The 17,523-nt window shown below is 68.9% G+C and carries 15 protein-coding genes; 7 read left to right on the plus strand and 8 right to left on the minus strand.

Annotated features, from left to right (window positions below):
* Positions 1-16: 16 nt before the first annotated feature.
* Positions 17-634: an L-threonylcarbamoyladenylate synthase gene (locus tag ABI385_RS06095; RefSeq protein WP_348102856.1), complete on the minus strand. Its 618-nt coding sequence runs from the start codon at positions 632-634 to the stop codon at positions 17-19.
* Positions 635-661: 27 nt separating this feature from the next.
* Positions 662-1,066 carry a phage holin family protein gene (locus ABI385_RS06100; protein ID WP_348102857.1) on the minus strand — a complete coding sequence of 135 codons (405 nt, stop codon included), beginning with the start codon at positions 1,064-1,066 and terminating at the stop codon, positions 662-664.
* 84 nt (positions 1,067-1,150) lie between these two features.
* Between ABI385_RS06100 and ABI385_RS06105 the strand changes: the two genes are divergently transcribed.
* Positions 1,151-2,602 (plus strand): hypothetical protein, encoded by a 1,452-nt coding sequence (locus tag ABI385_RS06105; RefSeq protein ID WP_348102858.1) that lies wholly within the window; start codon positions 1,151-1,153, stop codon positions 2,600-2,602.
* A gap of 26 nt (positions 2,603-2,628) precedes the next feature.
* Entirely contained in the window at positions 2,629-3,723 is a 1,095-nt protein-coding gene (gene hisC, locus ABI385_RS06110) for a histidinol-phosphate transaminase (protein WP_348102859.1), read from the plus strand.
* 29 nt (positions 3,724-3,752) lie between these two features.
* On the opposite strand, the gene ABI385_RS06115 is transcribed toward hisC, so the two are convergent.
* Positions 3,753-4,364: a hypothetical protein gene (locus ABI385_RS06115; RefSeq protein WP_348102860.1), complete on the minus strand. Its 612-nt coding sequence runs from the start codon at positions 4,362-4,364 to the stop codon at positions 3,753-3,755.
* Between the two features lie 925 nt (positions 4,365-5,289).
* Between ABI385_RS06115 and pdhA the strand changes: the two genes are divergently transcribed.
* Genes pdhA through ABI385_RS06130 form a run of 3 tightly spaced genes read left to right on the plus strand, consistent with a single transcriptional unit; the run spans position 5,290 to position 9,007 of the window.
* Entirely contained in the window at positions 5,290-6,444 is a 1,155-nt protein-coding gene (pdhA, locus tag ABI385_RS06120) for a pyruvate dehydrogenase (acetyl-transferring) E1 component subunit alpha (RefSeq protein WP_348102871.1), read from the plus strand.
* Entirely contained in the window at positions 6,441-7,415 is a 975-nt protein-coding gene (locus tag ABI385_RS06125) for an alpha-ketoacid dehydrogenase subunit beta (protein WP_348102861.1), read from the plus strand. Before pdhA ends, ABI385_RS06125 begins: the two co-directional genes overlap by 4 nt.
* 41 nt (positions 7,416-7,456) lie before the next feature.
* The gene (locus ABI385_RS06130; RefSeq protein ID WP_348102862.1) at positions 7,457-9,007 is read left to right on the plus strand and encodes a dihydrolipoamide acetyltransferase family protein; all 1,551 of its coding nucleotides are present in this window, start codon (positions 7,457-7,459) and stop codon (positions 9,005-9,007) included.
* A gap of 50 nt (positions 9,008-9,057) precedes the next feature.
* Here the strand turns inward: ABI385_RS06130 and ABI385_RS06135 are convergent, their stop codons facing one another.
* From ABI385_RS06135 to ABI385_RS06155, 5 genes are all read right to left on the minus strand, one after another.
* A complete protein-coding gene (locus ABI385_RS06135) occupies positions 9,058-9,444 on the minus strand; it encodes a hypothetical protein (RefSeq protein ID WP_348102863.1) in 387 nt (128 codons plus the stop codon).
* A 56-nt stretch (positions 9,445-9,500) separates the two neighbouring features.
* Complete coding sequence (locus ABI385_RS06140; protein WP_348102864.1) at positions 9,501-11,150, minus strand: alpha/beta fold hydrolase; 1,650 nt, start codon at positions 11,148-11,150, stop codon at positions 9,501-9,503.
* Positions 11,151-11,374: 224 nt separating this feature from the next.
* On the minus strand, positions 11,375-13,294 hold the full coding sequence (locus ABI385_RS06145) for an MDR family MFS transporter (RefSeq protein WP_348102865.1): 1,920 nt from the start codon (positions 13,292-13,294) through the stop codon (positions 11,375-11,377).
* Between the two features lies 1 nt (position 13,295).
* A complete protein-coding gene (locus ABI385_RS06150; protein WP_348102866.1) occupies positions 13,296-13,793 on the minus strand; it encodes a MarR family transcriptional regulator in 498 nt (165 codons plus the stop codon).
* Positions 13,794-13,906: 113 nt separating this feature from the next.
* Entirely contained in the window at positions 13,907-14,770 is an 864-nt protein-coding gene (locus ABI385_RS06155; protein ID WP_348102867.1) for a maleylpyruvate isomerase family mycothiol-dependent enzyme, read from the minus strand.
* A 26-nt stretch (positions 14,771-14,796) separates the two neighbouring features.
* Between ABI385_RS06155 and ABI385_RS06160 the strand changes: the two genes are divergently transcribed.
* Together ABI385_RS06160 and ABI385_RS06165 are read left to right on the plus strand one after the other, a co-directional pair.
* On the plus strand, positions 14,797-16,833 hold the full coding sequence (locus ABI385_RS06160) for a cytochrome c oxidase assembly protein (protein WP_348102868.1): 2,037 nt from the start codon (positions 14,797-14,799) through the stop codon (positions 16,831-16,833).
* A gap of 2 nt (positions 16,834-16,835) precedes the next feature.
* The coding region (locus ABI385_RS06165) for a nitrilase-related carbon-nitrogen hydrolase (RefSeq protein ID WP_348102869.1) at positions 16,836-17,523 on the plus strand (688 nt) is incomplete at its 3' end.

Raw genomic sequence — 17,523 nt, forward strand, 5'->3', positions numbered from 1 at the left:
ACGGCGCGGGCCACGGTCACTCGAACGGAGTCGGGTCCCCTGCTCCGCGCCTGGTCACCTCGGGGTTGCCGTTCGACCAGTCGACGACAGTCGTGGGCTCGTCTCCGGTCGCGCCGTCCACCACCCCGTCGACGTCGTCGTCGAGCAGCTCCTTGACCTGCCAGCCCTGCGTCATGGCCGTTGCCTCGCCCGGCAGGATGAGCGTGCTGGTCAGCAGTGGTTCGCCGAGCTCGGCAAGGATCGCGAGGTCGACGGCGTGGTCGGGGATGCGTACGCCGACGGTCTTCTTACGCGGCTGGAGCACCCGGCGCGGGACCTCCTTGGTCGCCGGCAGGATGAACGTGTAGGGCCCGGGCGTGGCCGCGCGGATCGCTCGGAACACCGCGTTGTCGATCTGGACCAGCGGACCCAGCTGAGCGAAGTCGTGGCACATCAACGTGTAGTGGTGCCGCTCGTCGAGGCGCCGGATGGCGGCAATGCGCTCCTTGCCCTCGCGGTTGCCCATCCGGCAGCCGAGGGCATAGCCGGAGTCGGTCGGGTAGGCCAGCAGCCCATCCGCCCGGATCAGCTCGGCGACCTGGCGGACGGCGCGCGGGTTCGGGTCCTCGGGGTGGATCTCGAAGAGGCGGGCCATCAGCGGTTTGATCGGGTCATGGAAGGCTCAGCGACGTGCGCGTGCGGGGTCCGGGATGACCGCGTTGAGGATGGACGCCACGATCGAGATGATCAGGGCTCCGACAATCGCGTCCCACCAGAAGCGGTCGACGTGGAAGGATAGGTCGAGGCTGCCGGCGAGCCAGGAGGTCAGCTCCAGCAGGAGGGCGTTGACGACGAGCAGGAACAGCCCGAGCGTGAGGATGACGAAGGGCAGCGACACAATCGTGAGGATCGGCTTGAGGACGGCGTTCAGCAACCCGAAGATCAGTGCCACGACGAAGACGGTGAGGATCGAGCGCGTGGTGTCACCCGTCTCGCCGATGTGGATACCCGGCACGATGGCGGCGGCCAACCACAGGGCCAACCCGTTGACGACGGTCTTGACCAGGACGTTTCCCAACCAATTCATGGCCAGCATCCTGCCACGATGACGTTTCGGTCTCGTCGCACATCGTCGGGGAACGGTGTGCCGTCGGCTTCTTAGGATCACAAGGTGTCCTCTGTCGCCAGGTTGTCGCTCCAGGCGGCCGGTCTGATCATCGCCATGGCGATCCTCGGCTGGGCACTGTGGGCCTGCGCTCCGTTCTCTGGGCGACCGGGGGTACGCGCCTGGGGAGGGGTGGTCGGCCGCGAGGGCCGCGGCTGGCTCTACCGCGACGGTGGCCGGTTGGTGTTTGTCCGGTCCTGGCGCCGGTATGCCGTCCCGTTGCGGTCGGACCCCAACCAGGCGGTGCGTCGGTACGTCCGGCCGGACTCGCGGTTGGTGCCGCGGGTGGACGCGAATGTGCTGCGGGACGGTTCCCGCGTCGTCCACGATGTGGGTGCCACGGTCGGGCCGAGGGAGGTCGAACGGCTGGTTGCTCCTGACCGGGCAGGCAACAGAGTGACGTTCCGACAGCTGGTGCCGCGCTGGGGGATCCTCCCGGCGTCGGTGCTCGCGGTCTGCGTCGTGTGGCTCGCGGTCTGGGGGGCGGCCGCCCCGATGACGGCGACGGTCGTCGAGTGGTCGGACCCGACGGGTGCGGCCAGCTGCGCCGTGTCCTGGCGCCTGCCGGACGGGAGCCCTGGACGGGCCGAGCTGGGTTGTCACGGGAGCGGCGTGGCCACGGGAACCCTGGTGCCGATCAGGGCGCTGGCAGCGCCGCTGCAGGGCATGGCGATGGACGCTCGGAGCGACGCCGGAGCGTGGTTCGCCATCGTGACGGGAACGGGTGCCGTGGCCGGGCTCGGGTTGCTGGCGTTGCGGGCGTCCACGACGACGCGTCGCCGCCTGGTCCAGCTCTACCCGGTGCCCGACGGGGGATCGGGACTGCGCGGGCCGACTGCCGACACCGCGCTCCGCCGCGCCGAGAGGAAGTCGCTGCACGAGCTGGCGTTCGCAGTGCAGCTGGCGGAAGGGCATGCGGACCTGGAGGACAACGACTTGGTTCGCACCCGGTTGCGTGTTCTCGTGACCCATCAGGGCACGGCCCGTTTCGTTCTGACGCTGGCCAGTCCGGCGCTGGTCGCAGCTTTCGTACTTCTCGACTTCCCGTGGTGGGCCGTCCTCGGACTCTGCGCTGCCGTGGTGGTTCTCGCCGCGCAGAGATGGCGTCGTCCCATCCAGGTCCTGCGAGCGATGTCCAGCTCCCCCGACGCGTCGAGGACGACCAGCTGGCCCGAAGCCACGGCCTGGCGGCGTCCCGACGGGACCGTCGCCGCCTGCCTCTTCGCTCACGGCCGGCTGGCCTGGGTCATCCCGGTCGACCGGGTGTTCGCGCCCGGTGCCGCAGTCCTGGTGCACGGGAACCCCGCAGTCCCCGGCCCGGTCTGGCTGAGCGCCAACGGGGTCGGCCTGCTCGCCGGGGTGCCGGAGCGCGGATCGGACTGGCGGGAGGAGCAGCTGCGGGCCAACCTGGTCGCCGCAGCCTTCGGTCGTCCGCTTCCGGCGCGGTACTGGACCTGATTACGCCCGACCCTAGAGTGGTCGGCATGACGACGACGCCTGCCCAGCCCGAACGGGTCCGGTTGCGCGGCGCGCTCGGCCGGTTGCCGGCGTACGTGCCCGGGAAGCCGGCACACCTGCGCGAGGGGCTCACGGCCTACAAGATGTCGAGCAACGAGAACCCCTACCCGCCGCTCGACAGCGTCCGTCGCGTCATCGAGGACGCCGCGGCCGTCGTCAACCGCTATCCCGACATGGCCGCGACGTCCTTGACCGCGGCGATCGCTCACGCGGTCGGTGTCGAGCCTTCCCACATCGCCACAGGCACCGGCAGCGTCGGCGTCCTCGGTCAGATCATTGCCGCCACCTGTGACGCCGGCGATGAGGTCGTGTATGCCTGGCGCTCGTTCGAGGCATACCCGATCGTCGTAGCCCTGGCCGGCGCCTCGTCGGTGCAGGTCGGGCTGGACAGCCAGGCGCGGCACCGGCTTGACGCGATGGCCGCCGCGGTCACCGAGCGCACCCGGGTCGTCATCGTGTGCTCGCCGAACAACCCGACCGGCACGGTGGTGCACCGCGGCGAGCTGAACCGGTTCCTCGACCGCGTGCCGGACGACGTCCTGGTGGTGCTCGACGAGGCATACGTCGAGTTCGTCGCCGACGACGAGGCCCCAGACGCGGTCGAGGTGTGGCGCGAACGGCCGAACGTGTGCGTCCTGCGGACGTTCTCCAAGGCCTACGGGCTGGCGGGCCTGCGGATCGGGTATGCCATCGCGCACGACCGCGTAGCCGCTGCGCTGCGTCAGACGGCGGTGCCGTTCGGGGTGAGCTCGATCGCCCAGGTGGCGGCCGTCGCGTCCCTGGGGGCGGTGGCCGAGCTGCAGGAACGCGTCGAGGCGCTTGTTGCCGAACGCGCCCGGGTGGCCGAGGCGCTGGGAGAGCAAGGGTGGAAGCTGCAGGCCAGCGAGGCCAACTTCGTCTGGTTCCCGTTGGGCGAGCACTCGACGGCCTTCACCGCCGCGTGTCATGAGGCGGGCCTGATGGTGCGGCAGTACGGCGAGGACGGCGTCCGCGTGACGATCTCGGAGCCAGAAGCCAACGACCGGCTGATCGAGGTAGCGGGCGAGTTCGGGCCGCGCTGACGGGACGGAACCCGGTTCACCCGCGCACGTCAGGCCACGCAGCGCATCGACGTGCACGGGGGGTCGGGCTGTTGCGCGCAGGGTCGTCGAGTCGCGCACAAGGTACGAACGATGCGCGCAGGGTCGTCGAGTCGCGCTGCGCATGGGCGGTGAGTGCGAGTCGACGGATGTGCGCGCAGGTCCTCACGCGTCCTTTCCGCGAACACGACGTCTCCCGGCGTCGGAGCCATCGAGCCTGAGGTCACGCGGCCGTACTTGACGAACCCGTCGAACTCGATCACGACGCGCGACCCCTCCAAGAGAAGGTCGACCACGGCGAGGAACGCACCGTCCTCGATGCGGAACTGAGGGGTGGACGCCAGCCTCATGGCTCCGGTGGCATGGCGCAGCCGCGTTTCGCCGGGCGACTCCGAGCGGCCGTCGACCTGTCCGAGGATATGGCGCACCCGCCAGACGTGCGGACCTTTGACCAGTGCTGCGCAGCGAGCCAGGTCCTCGGACGAGACCAGGCCCCGGTGTGCAGCAGCGTCTGCCGCGACGAGCGCTGCCATCGACCCGTTGGTCACCCCGGTCTGAACAATGGCGACGCCGACCTCCATGACGAGGTCACGGTGCGCAGACCCGGCAACGTGTTGATGCACGGTCAGACCCCGCCGGCGCCTCGACTGGTTGTCTGCGCTCCTGGTGAGATGCACCTGTCGAAGATCCGCGGCAAACACGAGGAGGCCGTGAGAGGACCAGGGCGGAGTGGTGGCTGGCAACGGCGCGACCGTCAAACGCACGGATCTGAGCCCTGGCCTGGATCGCGTGCAGCCGTCGTCGGTGCTCGGCCGGATGGTTGGTATCGGGAGACATCGGCGGCGGGGGCAGGCTGTACCACCCCCGGCACACATGGATCAGCTCCCCTGCGCCGACCAGACGCGCCAGGTCATAGGCAGACAGCCCAACCGCGTGCGCATCGGCGACGGCGACCAACCCCTCTGCATCTGCAACCGCCTGCCATCCGTCCATAGACCCAGTTTCCGAAGATGGCGACAGTGCGCGCCATCCGGCGTCGGGAGCCTGTGGATGGTGGTGTGAGGCGGTCGCACGGTGTGGATAACGTTCGGCCAGATGCGGCAGCCGACACGTGCGGGCACGCGCGACGTGTGCGCGCACCTTGGTCGAGACACGCTTACCGCCCACCGTGCGCGCGCATCGTTTCAGGTGCGCGGTTGCGTCGAAGATGCGCGCAATTCGCATCGGTGCGTGCTCCACCATGGAGGTGCGCGCTGACCGAGGGAGCACCTGCCGGCGCGGTGCGGACCCCCGCATACCGTCTGCGCGCCGTCCGCATTGTGAGATATGAAGGGCCCCGGCTAGATTGGCCCGGAACGGCTCGATGGTGAGTTCGGCCCTACCGGGCCGCGCTCATCTCGAGAACATCTGGACACGTGGCGATATCGACCGGCGACCCCGGACGGTGTCGTGACTGGACCTGGGGGCCTCCCCGTGGTCGCCGAGAAGGAGCATCGCGTGAGTAGCCAAGACAGGGACCACACCTCGCAGGCTCGGGGCGGGACCACCCTGACGGCTGCGGTTCCCGCGGTCGGTGACGGCGGTCCCGACATGGTGCAGCTGCTCACGCCCGAGGGCCAGCGGGTGGCGAACGAGGCCGCCTCGCCGTATGCCCATTACGTGGACGACCTGACCGACGACGACCTGCGTGGGCTCTACCGCGACCTGGTCCTGATCCGCCGGGTCGACGCCGAGGCCACCGCGCTGCAGCGGCAGGGCGAGCTCGGCATCTGGGCGTCACTGCTCGGCCAGGAGGCCGCCCAGGTCGGCTCCGGCCGTGCTCTCAAGAAGCAGGACTACGCCTTCCCGACCTACCGTGAGCACGGCGTTGCCTGGTGCCGCGGCGTCGACCCGCTCAACCTGCTCGGCCTGTTCCGCGGCGTGAACCACGGCGGCTGGGACCCCAACGAGAAGAACTTCCACCTCTACACGATCGTCATCGGCGCTCAGACGCTCCATGCGACGGGGTATGCCATGGGGATCCAGCGTGACGGCGCGGTGGGCACGGGTGACCCCGACCGCGACGCCGCTGTCATCGCCTACTTCGGCGACGGCGCCACCTCGCAGGGCGACGTCAGCGAGTCGTTCGTCTTTGCCGCGGTCACCAACGCGCCGGTCGTCTTCTTCTGCCAGAACAACCAGTGGGCCATCTCCGAACCCAACGACCGCCAGACCCGGATCCCCCTCTACCAGCGCGCTCGCGGGTTCGGGTTCCCCGGGGTGCGGGTCGACGGCAACGACGTGCTGGCGGTGTATGCCGTCACCAAGCACGCGCTCGAAGAGGCCCGGTCCGGCCAGGGGCCATTCCTGGTGGAGGCGTGGACCTACCGGATGGGCGCCCACACCACATCGGACGACCCCACGAAGTACCGGGTCTCGGCCGAGGTCGAGGTCTGGAAGCTGCGCGACCCGATCGAGCGGCTGAAGGCATACCTGGCCCACGAGGGCAAGGCGGACCAGGCGTTCTTCGACCAGATCACGACCGAGGCGGACGCCCTCGCGGCCGACGTGCGCGAGGGCTGCCTGAGCATGCCCGACCCGACGGGCGAGGCGATGTTCGACCACGTCTACGTCGAGGACCATCCCCTGGTGGCAGCCGAGCGGGCCGAGTTCCTGGCCTACCAGGCGAGCTTCGCCGGCGCGCACGAGGAGGTGTCGGCATGACGCAGCTCACCATCGCGAAGGCCATCACCAGCGGGCTGCGCCAGGCCATGGAGAAGGACCCCAAGGTCGTCCTCATGGGCGAGGACATCGGCAAGCTCGGCGGTGTCTTCCGAGTCACCGAGGGTCTGCAGAAGGACTTCGGCGAGGACCGCGTCATGGACACCCCGCTCGCCGAGGCTGGCATTGTCGGGACGGCGATCGGGATGGCGCTGCGCGGTTATCGGCCGGTGGTCGAGATCCAGTTCGACGGGTTCGTCTACCCCGCGTTCGACCACATCGTCAGCCAGGTGGCCAAGATGCGGGCCCGCTCGCTCGGCACGATCACGTTGCCCATGGTGATCCGCATCCCGGTCGGCGGTGGCATCGGCGCGGTCGAGCACCACAGCGAGTCCAACGAGGCCTACTTCGCGCACACCGCCGGACTTCGGGTGGTTGCCGTCTCGAACGCACAGGACGCGTACTGGGGCATCCAGCAGGCCATCGAGACCGACGACCCGGTGATCTTCTACGAGCCCAAGCGCCGCTACTGGGACAAGGGCGACATCGACGAGAGCGGCCCGTCGCACGGGCTCTACGACGCCGCTGTCGTTCGCGAGGGCTCGCTCTGCACACTCGCGGCATACGGCCCGATGGTCAAGACGTGCATGCAGGCCGCGCAGGCCGCAGCCGAGGAGGGCACGGAGCTCGAGGTGATCGACCTGCGCTCGCTGAGCCCGCTGGACCTCGACACCGTCGTCGCCTCCGTGGAGAAGACCGGTCGGCTCGTCGTCGTGCACGAGGCCTCGACCTTCCTCGGGCTCGGTGCGGAGATCGCCGCAGCGGTGACGCAGCGGGCGTTCTACCACCTCGAAGCGCCGGTGCTGCGGGTCGGCGGCTACAACCTGCCTTACCCGCCGAGCCGGCTCGAGGAGGAGTTCCTCCCTGACCTCGACCGGGTGCTGGACGCGGTGGACCGTTCGCTCAAGTTCTGATCTCACGCCGAGTATCGCTGCTCATCAAAGGAACTGACCGTATGCCTGTCAAAGACTTCCGTCTGCCCGACCCCGGCGAAGGGCTGACCGAGGCCGAGCTGGTCACGTGGCGCGTCGCTGTGGGCGACACCGTGAAGGTCAACGACATCGTCGTCGAGATCGAGACGGCCAAGTCCCTCGTCGAGCTCCCGGTGCCCTTCGCCGGGACGGTCACCGCGCTGTTGGTCGGGGAGGGCGAGACGGTCGAGGTCGGCACGCCGATCATCTCCGTCGACACCGGCGGCAGTGCACCCGCACCGGACGCGACGGCAGTGGCCACGGCTCCGGCGGAAGGTGCCGTCGAGCCGGGGATGGTCGGGACTCCGGCCCCCAAGGTCACCTCCGCGGACGGCGAGCCCGAGATCGAGGAGGGCAAGATCGGCGGCACCACGTCCACGGGCCGCACCGCGGTGCTCGTGGGTTACGGCGTCAAGCAGACCGAGGCCAAACGCCGCCCGCGTAAGGACGCCGGGTTGCCGATACGCGACCCCGACGAGTTCGTGCCTGCACCCGAGCGAACGGTCGGCGAGCACACCTCCCGCAGTGCTCGCACCGGACCCGGCGGCGTTGCGGCCCTCACTACAACGCCCGGCGCAGGGCGCGCGCTCGCCAAGCCTCCGGTGCGCAAGCTGGCGAAGGACCTCGGCGTCGGCCTCGACCAGGTCGCGGGGTCGGGCGAGGGCGGCACCATCACCCGCACCGACGTCGAGAGCCACGCTGCCAACGGGGCCGACGAGCAGGGCGCGAACGGCCATGGCCATACCCCCGCGAACTCGGACCGCGAGGGCTCATCGTTGTACGCGCCGCTCAGCGGGCAGAGGTACCCGGCGAACTCGCGCGGCGAGACACGCATACCGGTCAAGGGTGTTCGCAAGATGACCGCGCAGGCGATGGTGGCCTCCGCGTTCACCGCGCCGCACGTCACTGAATGGGTCACGGTCGACGTCACCGCGACCATGGAGCTCGTCGAGAACCTCAAGCGCGACAGGGACTTCCGCGAGGTCAAGGTCACCCCGCTGCTCGTCCTCGCGAAGGCGCTCTGCCTCGCGCTGCGCCGCAACCCGGGCATGAACGCGGCGTGGGACGAGCAGGCGCAGGAGGTCATCGTCAAGCACTACGTCAACCTCGGCCTTGCGGCGGCGACCCCACGCGGTCTGCTCGTCCCGAACATCAAGGACGCCGACCAGATGTCCATGCTCGAGCTCGCCAACGAGATCGGCGAGCTGACAAGGGTCGCGCGCGAGGGACGGACGCAGCCGGCCGACATGGCCGGCGGCACCGTCACCATCACCAACGTGGGCGTCTTCGGCGTCGACAGCGGCACCCCGATCCTCAACCCCGGCGAGAGCGCGATCGTCTGTTTCGGTGCCATCCGTAAGCAACCATGGGTCGTGACGAACGCTGCCGGTGACGATGAGATCGCGATCCGGCACGTCACGCAGCTCGCCGTCGCGTTCGACCACCGCCTGATCGACGGTGAGCTGGGCAGCCGTTTCCTCGCCGATCTCGCCGCGATCATGGCGGACCCCAGCAAGGGGCTCGTCTGGGGCTGACGGCAGCGTGCCCAGCAGCGGGCGTCAACCGACCTGGATGTGCCGACTCCTCAGGTCGTGACGAGGTTGCGCAGCGCGATCCGAGCCAGCGGCAGGTACGCCAGCACCACCAGCGCAGGACCGTCGACCTCGAGGGTGGTGTCGCTACCCCCGTCCGGGCGCACGAGCACCTCGTGCTCCAGGCGCAGCACGACAGGCCCGGCGTGCACCCGCCACGACCACCAGCGCCGCACCTCGTCGACGCGCAGCACCTCGAACGAGATGAGCACCCCGACAGGTCCGTGGACCAGACCGGTCATCCCGTCGACGATGCGCGGTCCCGATGCCTCCACGCCTCGGATCTGTGGCGACCAGGACGACCAGACGTTGGGGACGGCATACCGCTCCCACACCGTGTTCGGGTCGAGCCGCCCGGATGTCCTGACGCCGCGCCTCACCCCGCGACGCTACGCCCCGGCCACCGCGAGGTGACCGGGGCGTAGCCAAAGCGGTTCTAGCGGGCGCTCGTGTGGAGCTGGTCAAGGACCGCCTTCATGTCCATGGCCTTCGTCGTCTCCGGGCTCGCTGACCGCTGCAACGCGGTGGTTGCCGTCGGGTCGGGCTGGGGCACCGGGTCACACTGGACGTCGGAGCGGTTGCCGGACACGCGGGCCGGGAGTGCACCGGTGGCGAAGTACGCGGCGATCTTGTCGTCCGTGCACGCCACCCCGGAGAACGAGCCTGCGTGCGTCGTCCCGCCGACACCCTCGATGAGGACCGACTTCGGGAAGATGCGCCGGGTGTAGAGCGAACCCGCATACGGGGTGGCCGCGTCGTGGGTCTCGTCGATCAGCAAGATCGGCGGGGCTTTGGACCCGTCCACGGTCACCGGTGTGCCGGACTTGCCGGCCCAGGTGATGCAGGGCGCGTTGTACCAGGCGTTGGACCAGGTCTCGAACGGGTGCTGGCCATAGATGGTCCAGTTGTCGACCTTCCACTTCTGCCAGGCCTTAGGCCAGGAGGTATCGGTGCACTGCACCGCGTTGTAGACGGCGTAGCCGTTGTCGGCGCCGGGACCTTGGACCCCGTTGGCGCTGTCGTAGAGGTCCTTGATGGCGCTGAAGTCGCCCTGGTTGACCGCCTTCGAGAACGCCTCAGCGGTGCTCTCCCAGCCGTAGACGTAGTAGCCCGCGCCGAGGAACGCGTCGGTCCACTCGTCCGGACCGATCAGACCGCCCGCCTGCGGGTTGGCGCGCAGCTGGTTGAGGACCCGGTAGTAGGTCTTCTCGATCGCAGCACCGTCGTTGCCGAGGTGGTAGACGCTGTCGTACTTGGCGATCCAGTCGAAGTAGATGCCGATGTTGGCGTCGAAGGCGACGTCCTGGTCGAGGTTGGCCTGGTACCAGACCTTGCGCGCGTCGACGTTGCTGTCGAAGACGAACCGGCGCACCCGGTCAGGGTGCAAGGTCGCGTAGACCTGGCCCAGGTAAGTGCCGTAGGAGAAGCCGAGGTAGTTGATCTTCTTCTCTCCGAGGGCAGCTCGGATGCTCTCCATGTCGGCGACGGAGTCGGTCGTCTTCATGTGGTCGAGCAGCCCGCCACCTGCTTTGGCGCAGTCGGCGGCATACCGGGCGGTCTTGTTGCGCCAGATCTGTTCGACGCTCGGGTAGACCGGCACGTAGTAGGGCCGGTCGTACCCGAAGTAGTTGCCGTCGCAGGTCAGCGAGGGCTGGCTCGAGCCCACACCGCGCGGGTCGAACCCGATCCAGTCGTACGACTGCCCGCCGCCGTTGGGGACGATGTCGCGGAAGATGGAGTAGATGATCCCGGAACCTCCCGGGCCACCGGGGTTGACCAGCGTGATGCCCTGGTACTGACTGTCAGGTGTGGTGTGCTTCAGCCGCGAGACGGCGAGCTTGATCTTCGTCCCGCCGGGCTTGGCGTAGTCGAGCGGAACCGTGACCATCCCGCACTCAGCGCCGAAGCGCACCAGCGTCGGGTTCGTGCAGGCCCCCCAGGCGATGGGAGGGGGTGTGTATGCCGGTGCAGCGGGCTGCGCGGCAACCGTGGCCGTGGCCTGGGCCGAGGGGGCGAGCGCGAGCCCTCCCGCGACGGAGCCGGCGAGCAGGCCGGCGGCGGCGACGACGCTGGACAGTCTTCTCATGTAGTGCCTTCCCTGGTGGAGAGGAGTGCGGGGATGACCGCAGGCCGCACCTTCGACCCGGGTACGGGCGAGAGGAAGCACGGGATCCTGTCAAACCCCGATGAGCAGGATGTGCGCGGCCGAGGCCGAGCCTGCCACGACATGAGCGACCCGGCTACCCCATACGTGGAGGTAGCCGGGTCGGTTTGCACACCGCGGCGCTCAGCGCGCCTCGCGAACGTTGCCTAGTGCAGCTTCTCGCCGTGCTCCATGCGGTGCCGACCGCGCTTGCGGCTGCGCGCCGGGTAGTCCTCGACTGCCGAGGTGACGGCCGCTGGATCACCGGAGTCATCAGAGCCACCGGACGGCGCCCCCACGAGGGCGGGTTCGGCATCCTGCTCGAGCGGAGCGTCCTGCGGGGTGGACGCCGACACGGGGGCGTGGCCGTTCTGACCCGCGATAGCCCGGTTGTCGGCTGCCCCCGCCTCGTGGAACGCCTCGTTGCTGCGCAGCTCCACCCGAGGGAGGAACCAGGTGACCGCGAAGGCAGCGAGCAGGATGAAGGTCGCGACGAAGAACACCGCCTGCATCGACGACGAGAACCCCTCGAGGTAGGGGTGCGCCAGCCGGGGGTCGATCTTCTGCACGAACGACGAGTCGCTGAGGGCACTGTTGAACGCCGCGCCACCGTCGGTGGCCGCGCTCTTGATGCCGGCGATGAACTGCGCGTTGGCCGCTGGGTTACCTTGCGGGTCCTGCAGTGCCGCGAGGAAGTCGGGTGACTGCCGGGCGGCGTTGTAAGCGGCCGGGATGTTCTCGGCCGCCTTGGAGAACAGGATGGACAGGAAGATGGCGGTGCCCAAAGTGCCGCCGATCTGGCGGGTGAAGGTCGCCGATGACGTGGCCACCCCGATGTCGCGGGGGCTCACGGCGTTCTGGACGGCCAGGGTCAGCGGCTGGAAGTTGAACCCGAGGCCGACGCCGAAGAACACCATGATGATCATCGAGATCCAGGTGGCGGTGTCCGCTCCGATGTAGTGGAACCCCCACATGGACGCGGCCAGCAGGCCCGCACCGATGATCGGGTACTGCCGGTAGCGTCCGGTCCGAGAGATGATCTGGCCGGACAGGATGGAGCCGAACATGATGCCGATCGTGAGCGGCAGCAGGAGCAGACCCGCCTGCGTCGGGCCGGCGCCCTTGACGATCTGCAGGTAGAGCGGGAGCGCGGCGAGACCGCCGAACATGCCCATACCGATGAAGACCGATGCGATCGACGCCACGCCGACGGTGCGAATCTGGAACAGGCGCAGGGGGATCAGCGCCTCCTCGCCCATCGCGCGCTCGACGACGAAGAACCCGGCCACACCGAGGATGCCGATGCCGTAGCAGAGCAGCGCGTTGGTGGAGCCCCAGCCCCACTCACGACCCTGCTCGGCGACGATGAGCAGCGGCACCAGGCCGACGGTCAGCATGACCGCGCCCCACCAGTCGATCCGGTGGTCGCGACGCACGTGGTGCAGGTGCAGGGTGCGCGTGACGACGAAGAGCGCAGCGATGGCGATCGGGACGTTGACGAGGAAGACCCAGCGCCATCCCGTGATGCCGAGGATGGTGCTCTGTCCGGCGAAGAAGCCGCCGATGACCGGGCCCAGGACACTCGAGGTGCCGAAGACGGCGAGGAAGTAGCCCTGGTACTTCGCCCGCTCACGCGGCGGGACGATGTCGCCGATGATGGCGAGGGCGAGCGCGAAGAGGCCGCCGGCGCCGAGCCCCTGGATGGCCCGGTATGTCGCCAGGGTCCCGATCGAGGTCGCGAGCGTGCAGAGCATCGAGCCGATCGTGAAGATCGAGATCGCGAACAGGAAGAACGGCTTGCGACCGTAGATGTCGGAGAGCTTGCCGTAGAGCGGGGTGACGATTGTTGAGGTGATGAGGTATGCCGTCGTCACCCAGGCCTGCGCGGAGAGACCGTGCAGGTCGTCGGCGATGGTGCGGATCGACGAGGCCACGATGGTCTGGTCGAGCGCCGCGAGGAACATGCCCATCATCAGCCCGATGAGGATGGTGATGATCTGCCGGTGGGTCAATGGCGCGTCGGGACGGTCGAACTGGTCTTCGCCGGGTGGCCCAGCGGGGACTGCGGCTGTGGTGTCGGTAGCCATGTCAGGACTCCTGGTTGTGGTTCGTGGACGTCACCGGTCCGGCGGACACGAGGATGCGGGCCTTGAAGGCCTCGAGGTCGTCGCCGAACCGGGTGAGGTAATGCTCGAAGGTCTGGGCGTCGTCGTCCGACCATGAGGTGAGAATCTGTTCGAACCACTCGCCGCGGCCACGGATAAGCTTCTCGATCACCTCGCGGCCCATGGGGCTGAGGGAGAGGAGCTGGGCCCGACCGTCGTCGGGATCCCCGATCTTCTCCAGCAGACCGTGCTGGACGAGGTGGGATACCTGGCGGCTCACCGTTGAGACGTCTGAATGGATGCTCTCAGCGACCGCCGACACCCGACGGGGCTCGCCGGAGACGCTGAACAGCAGGGCGTAGTGCGAGGGATCCACGGCCGCGTGCTGACGCGGGGCATGGTGCCTCATCGAGGCCATGATCTTGATGACCCGGATCACGGTATTGGACATCGCCTCCGCGGTGCTGAGCTCGACCGGCATCGGCGGCCCCCTCCCCTGGTGGGAGCCCGCGAGTGACGGGCTTGGTTGCATGAACCACGCAACTATGCCACGAGAAACTTGCATGCGCCACACAAGCGCTGTCCTGCGGCTGGTCAGCTGGTGATGACAAGGTTCTCGAGGACCGCGGCGGCGATGTCCGCGTCGCCGGTGACCGAGTAGACGAGGTCGTCTACCGATCGTCGTCCAGCGCCCCGACGGGTGAGCGCGTCCGTCGACAGGACGATCGAGGTGGTCGCCATAGGGGCGCTGGCGGTGTCCTCGTCGTGGGACTCTCCGGTGAACAGCTCTTCACCCCAGGTGCGGCGCTCGGCGTCGAGCACCACTCGTGCACCCGCCCGGGCCATGACTGGACCAGTGACGTCGACGATGACCGCATGACCCACGGGGACGGCGGCGTCGCGGGCGACGACCCTCGGGAACGCGCTGATGATGGCCGCCACGAACAGGGAAGCGGCCGCGGTGTCGAGGTCGCCGGGTCGACCCACGGCTGTCCGAATGTCCTGCTCGTGGACCCAGATGTCGATGGCGCGCAACGTCATCGCTCGCGAGGCGGTGGTGCGGCCGAACGGACCCTTGACGGCGCTGTCTTCGTTGAGCGAAGGGTCCCGCATGGCCGAGAGCCGACTGGCGATCACGTCCTCGAGCTCACCGACGACGTCGGTCCCCTCGCGGTCGCGGCGGTCCTGGACGAAGAGCTCGATGAACTCGCCCTGCGCGTTCTTCACATGGGGCAGGTCGGGCACGTTGACCGACGGAGGTGTGGCACCGTCGAGCCACGACTCGAGCCCGACGACGTGGCTGAACTGGTCCTTGACGCTCCAGCCGGGGCACTCGGTGGGTTTGTCGAAGTCACGCGCCGTCAAGGTCTGGCCGAGGTCGACCACCGCACGGGCGGTCTGCTCGTAGGCGGCCACCAGTCCGGCGAGGTCGGTCGGTGGCGCCGGGTGCTGAGGCATACAGGCACTGTATCTACGCTGATGGGGTGGCCATCCCTCGAGCATCGGTGGGCGGCGCACCGGCGACGGTGACGGCGCCCGCTCGTGGGGCGGCAGTCGCAGCCCTCGCCGTCGCGCTTTTCGCCTGCGTCGTGGCGGTCATCGTGGGCGGGGCCGCGACGCCGGTCGTCGAGGGGCTCGCAGACGTCGGACCGGTCGTCCGATGGGGCCTACCCCTGCTGACGGTCGTTTACGACGCGAGCGCTGCACTGACCGTCGGGCTGCTGGTGCTAGGTGCCTTCCTGCTGCCGGGGCACAGCACGCCGGCCACTCTGCTTCGTGCCTCCCGGTATGCCGTCACGACGGGACTCGTCTGGGTGGTCGCCGGGCTCTTGCTAGTCGTGCTCGGCTTTTCGGACGCGGCGGGGACGCCGCTCGGCGACGGCCAGTTCTGGACGCAGTTCGCAACCTACGTATGGTCGCTGGAGACCCTCCGAGTCGGGCTGATCAGCGCTGCGCTCGCGGCAGCTGCGGTCACCGTGGCCGCGTTCGCACTGCGGCGGGGCGGTGTTGCCGCCGCCGCCATCCTCTCGATCGGGGCCGTGCTGCCGCTGGCGCTCGCCGGGCACGCGAGCGGAGGAACGGACCACGAGACTGCGGTCAACACTCTTGCCGCCCACCTGGTCGGTGCGCTGCTCTGGGTCGGCGGGCTCATGGCGATCGTCGTGATGCGGCCACTGCTCGGCCGTCACCTACCCATTGTGGTCTCGCGGTTCTCCACACTGGCGCTCTGGTGCTTCGTCGCCGTCGCCGTTTCCGGCGTCGTCAGCGCACTGGTCCGGCTGGGTGGTGTCTCCGAGCTCGGTAACCTGACAACCCCATACGGGGTTCTCGTCGTGGTCAAAGCCGCGTGCCTCGTGCTTCTCGGGCTGCTGGGGATGCAGCAACGCCGTCGGGTCGTCGACCGGATGGGCGACGGTCGCGCTGCGACGTCGGAGCGGGCGTTGTTCGTGAGGTTCGCCACGATCGAGACGTTGGTGATGGGTGTTGCCTTCGGGTTCGCGGCCGCACTGAGCCGGAGCGCACCGCCCAACCTCGACCTGCCGGTGGACGTCAGCCCGGCGGTACGGCTCACCTCCTACCCAGCGCCTGCTGCACCGGACGGCAGCACCTGGTTGACGCTGTGGCGGTATGACTGGCTGTGGGGTGTTGTCGCCGTGGTCGCGATCGGGGCCTACCTGGCCTGGGTCGTCCGGCTGCGGCGCCGAGGCGACCGGTGGAGCGTGATGGCCACGCTCAGCTGGGTCTTCGGCTGGGTCCTGATGGTCTGGGCGACCTGCGGCGCTCCCGGGGTGCTCGGTCGAGTCTCGTTCTCGTGGCACATGATCGAGCACATGGTCATCGCGATGTACGTGCCGACGCTGTTGGTGCTCGGCGCACCCATCAGCCTCGCGCTGCGCGCCATTCCGGCGCGGGGAGACGGGAGCATCGGGTTGCGGGAGCTGCTGCTCGGACTCGTCCACTCACGGCCGATGCGCGTGCTCGCCAACCCGGTCGTCGCTGCAGCGTTGTTCTTCTCCAGCCTCGCGATCTTCTACTTCTCACCGCTGTTCGGCCTGGCGCTGGCGACGCATACCGGGCACGTGCTCATGGTCGCCCATTTCCTGTTGACCGGATACCTCTTCGCCTGGGTGCTGGTAGGCCGCGATCCCGGGCCGCCGAAGTGGTCGCCGTCGCTGCGCCTGCTCATCCTGCTCGTCACCGTCTCCTTCCACGCGTTCTTCGGCGTGGCTCTGATGTCGGGGACGGTCCTGCTCGCCCCCGACTTCTTCTCCACCGTGCAGATCCCGTGGATCCCCGACGTCGTCGCCGACCAGCAGCTGGGCGGCAGTATCGCCTGGGGTGTCGGAGAGCTGCCCACGCTGGTGTTGGCTATGTTCGTGGTCGTGGACTGGGTGCGCACCGACGCAGCGCTCGCCCGCCGCACGGATCGGCAGGCCGATCGCGACGGTGACGCCGAGCTGGTGGCCTACAACGAGCGCCTGAAGGATCTTGCTACCAGACGTGGGAGCGGGGGGGTCTAGGTATGCGGGTCGCCCTCATCCAGCTCGGGTACGACGACAGCGAGGACGTCGCCGACCGGGTCGACCGGGTCGCCGAGATGGTTCGTGCGCAGCGCGGTCACGACCTCGTCGTGCTGCCGGAGTTGTGGGCTCCCGGCGGGTTCGCCTACGACACATGGGAGTCGCGCGCCGACACGCCGGCGGGAGCGGTCGCCCAGGCGATGAGCGCCGCGGCCCGCGATGCCGAACTCACCCTGCACGCGGGGTCGATCGTCGAGACGAGCACGGACGGGAGCACCGGCCCCGAGGGCAAGGACCTCTGGAACACCTCGCTCCTGTTCGGGTCAGACGGGGCCCTCCTCGCGACCTATCGCAAGATCCACCGGTTCGGTTTCGGGGCCGGGGAGCCGGCTCTGATGGAGGCGGGCGAGCTGGTTGTCACGGCCGAGCTGCCGACCGGGGTCGGCGACGAGACGGTGACAGCAGGTCTGTCGACCTGTTACGACTTGCGGTTCCCCGAGCTCTACCGGGCCCAGCTAGACCGTGGCGCAAAGGTTTTCGTGATTCCGGCTGCCTGGCCTCGGATGCGGGTGACGCACTGGACGCTGCTCGCGCATGCTCGCGCAGTCGAGAACCAATGCGTCGTCATCGCCTGCAACACCGCCGGCACCCACTCGCGCCACGAGATGGGCGGTCACTCCCAGGTCATCT

Source organism: Lapillicoccus sp. (genome assembly GCF_039935575.1).
Lineage (GTDB): Bacteria > Actinomycetota > Actinomycetes > Actinomycetales > Dermatophilaceae > Lapillicoccus.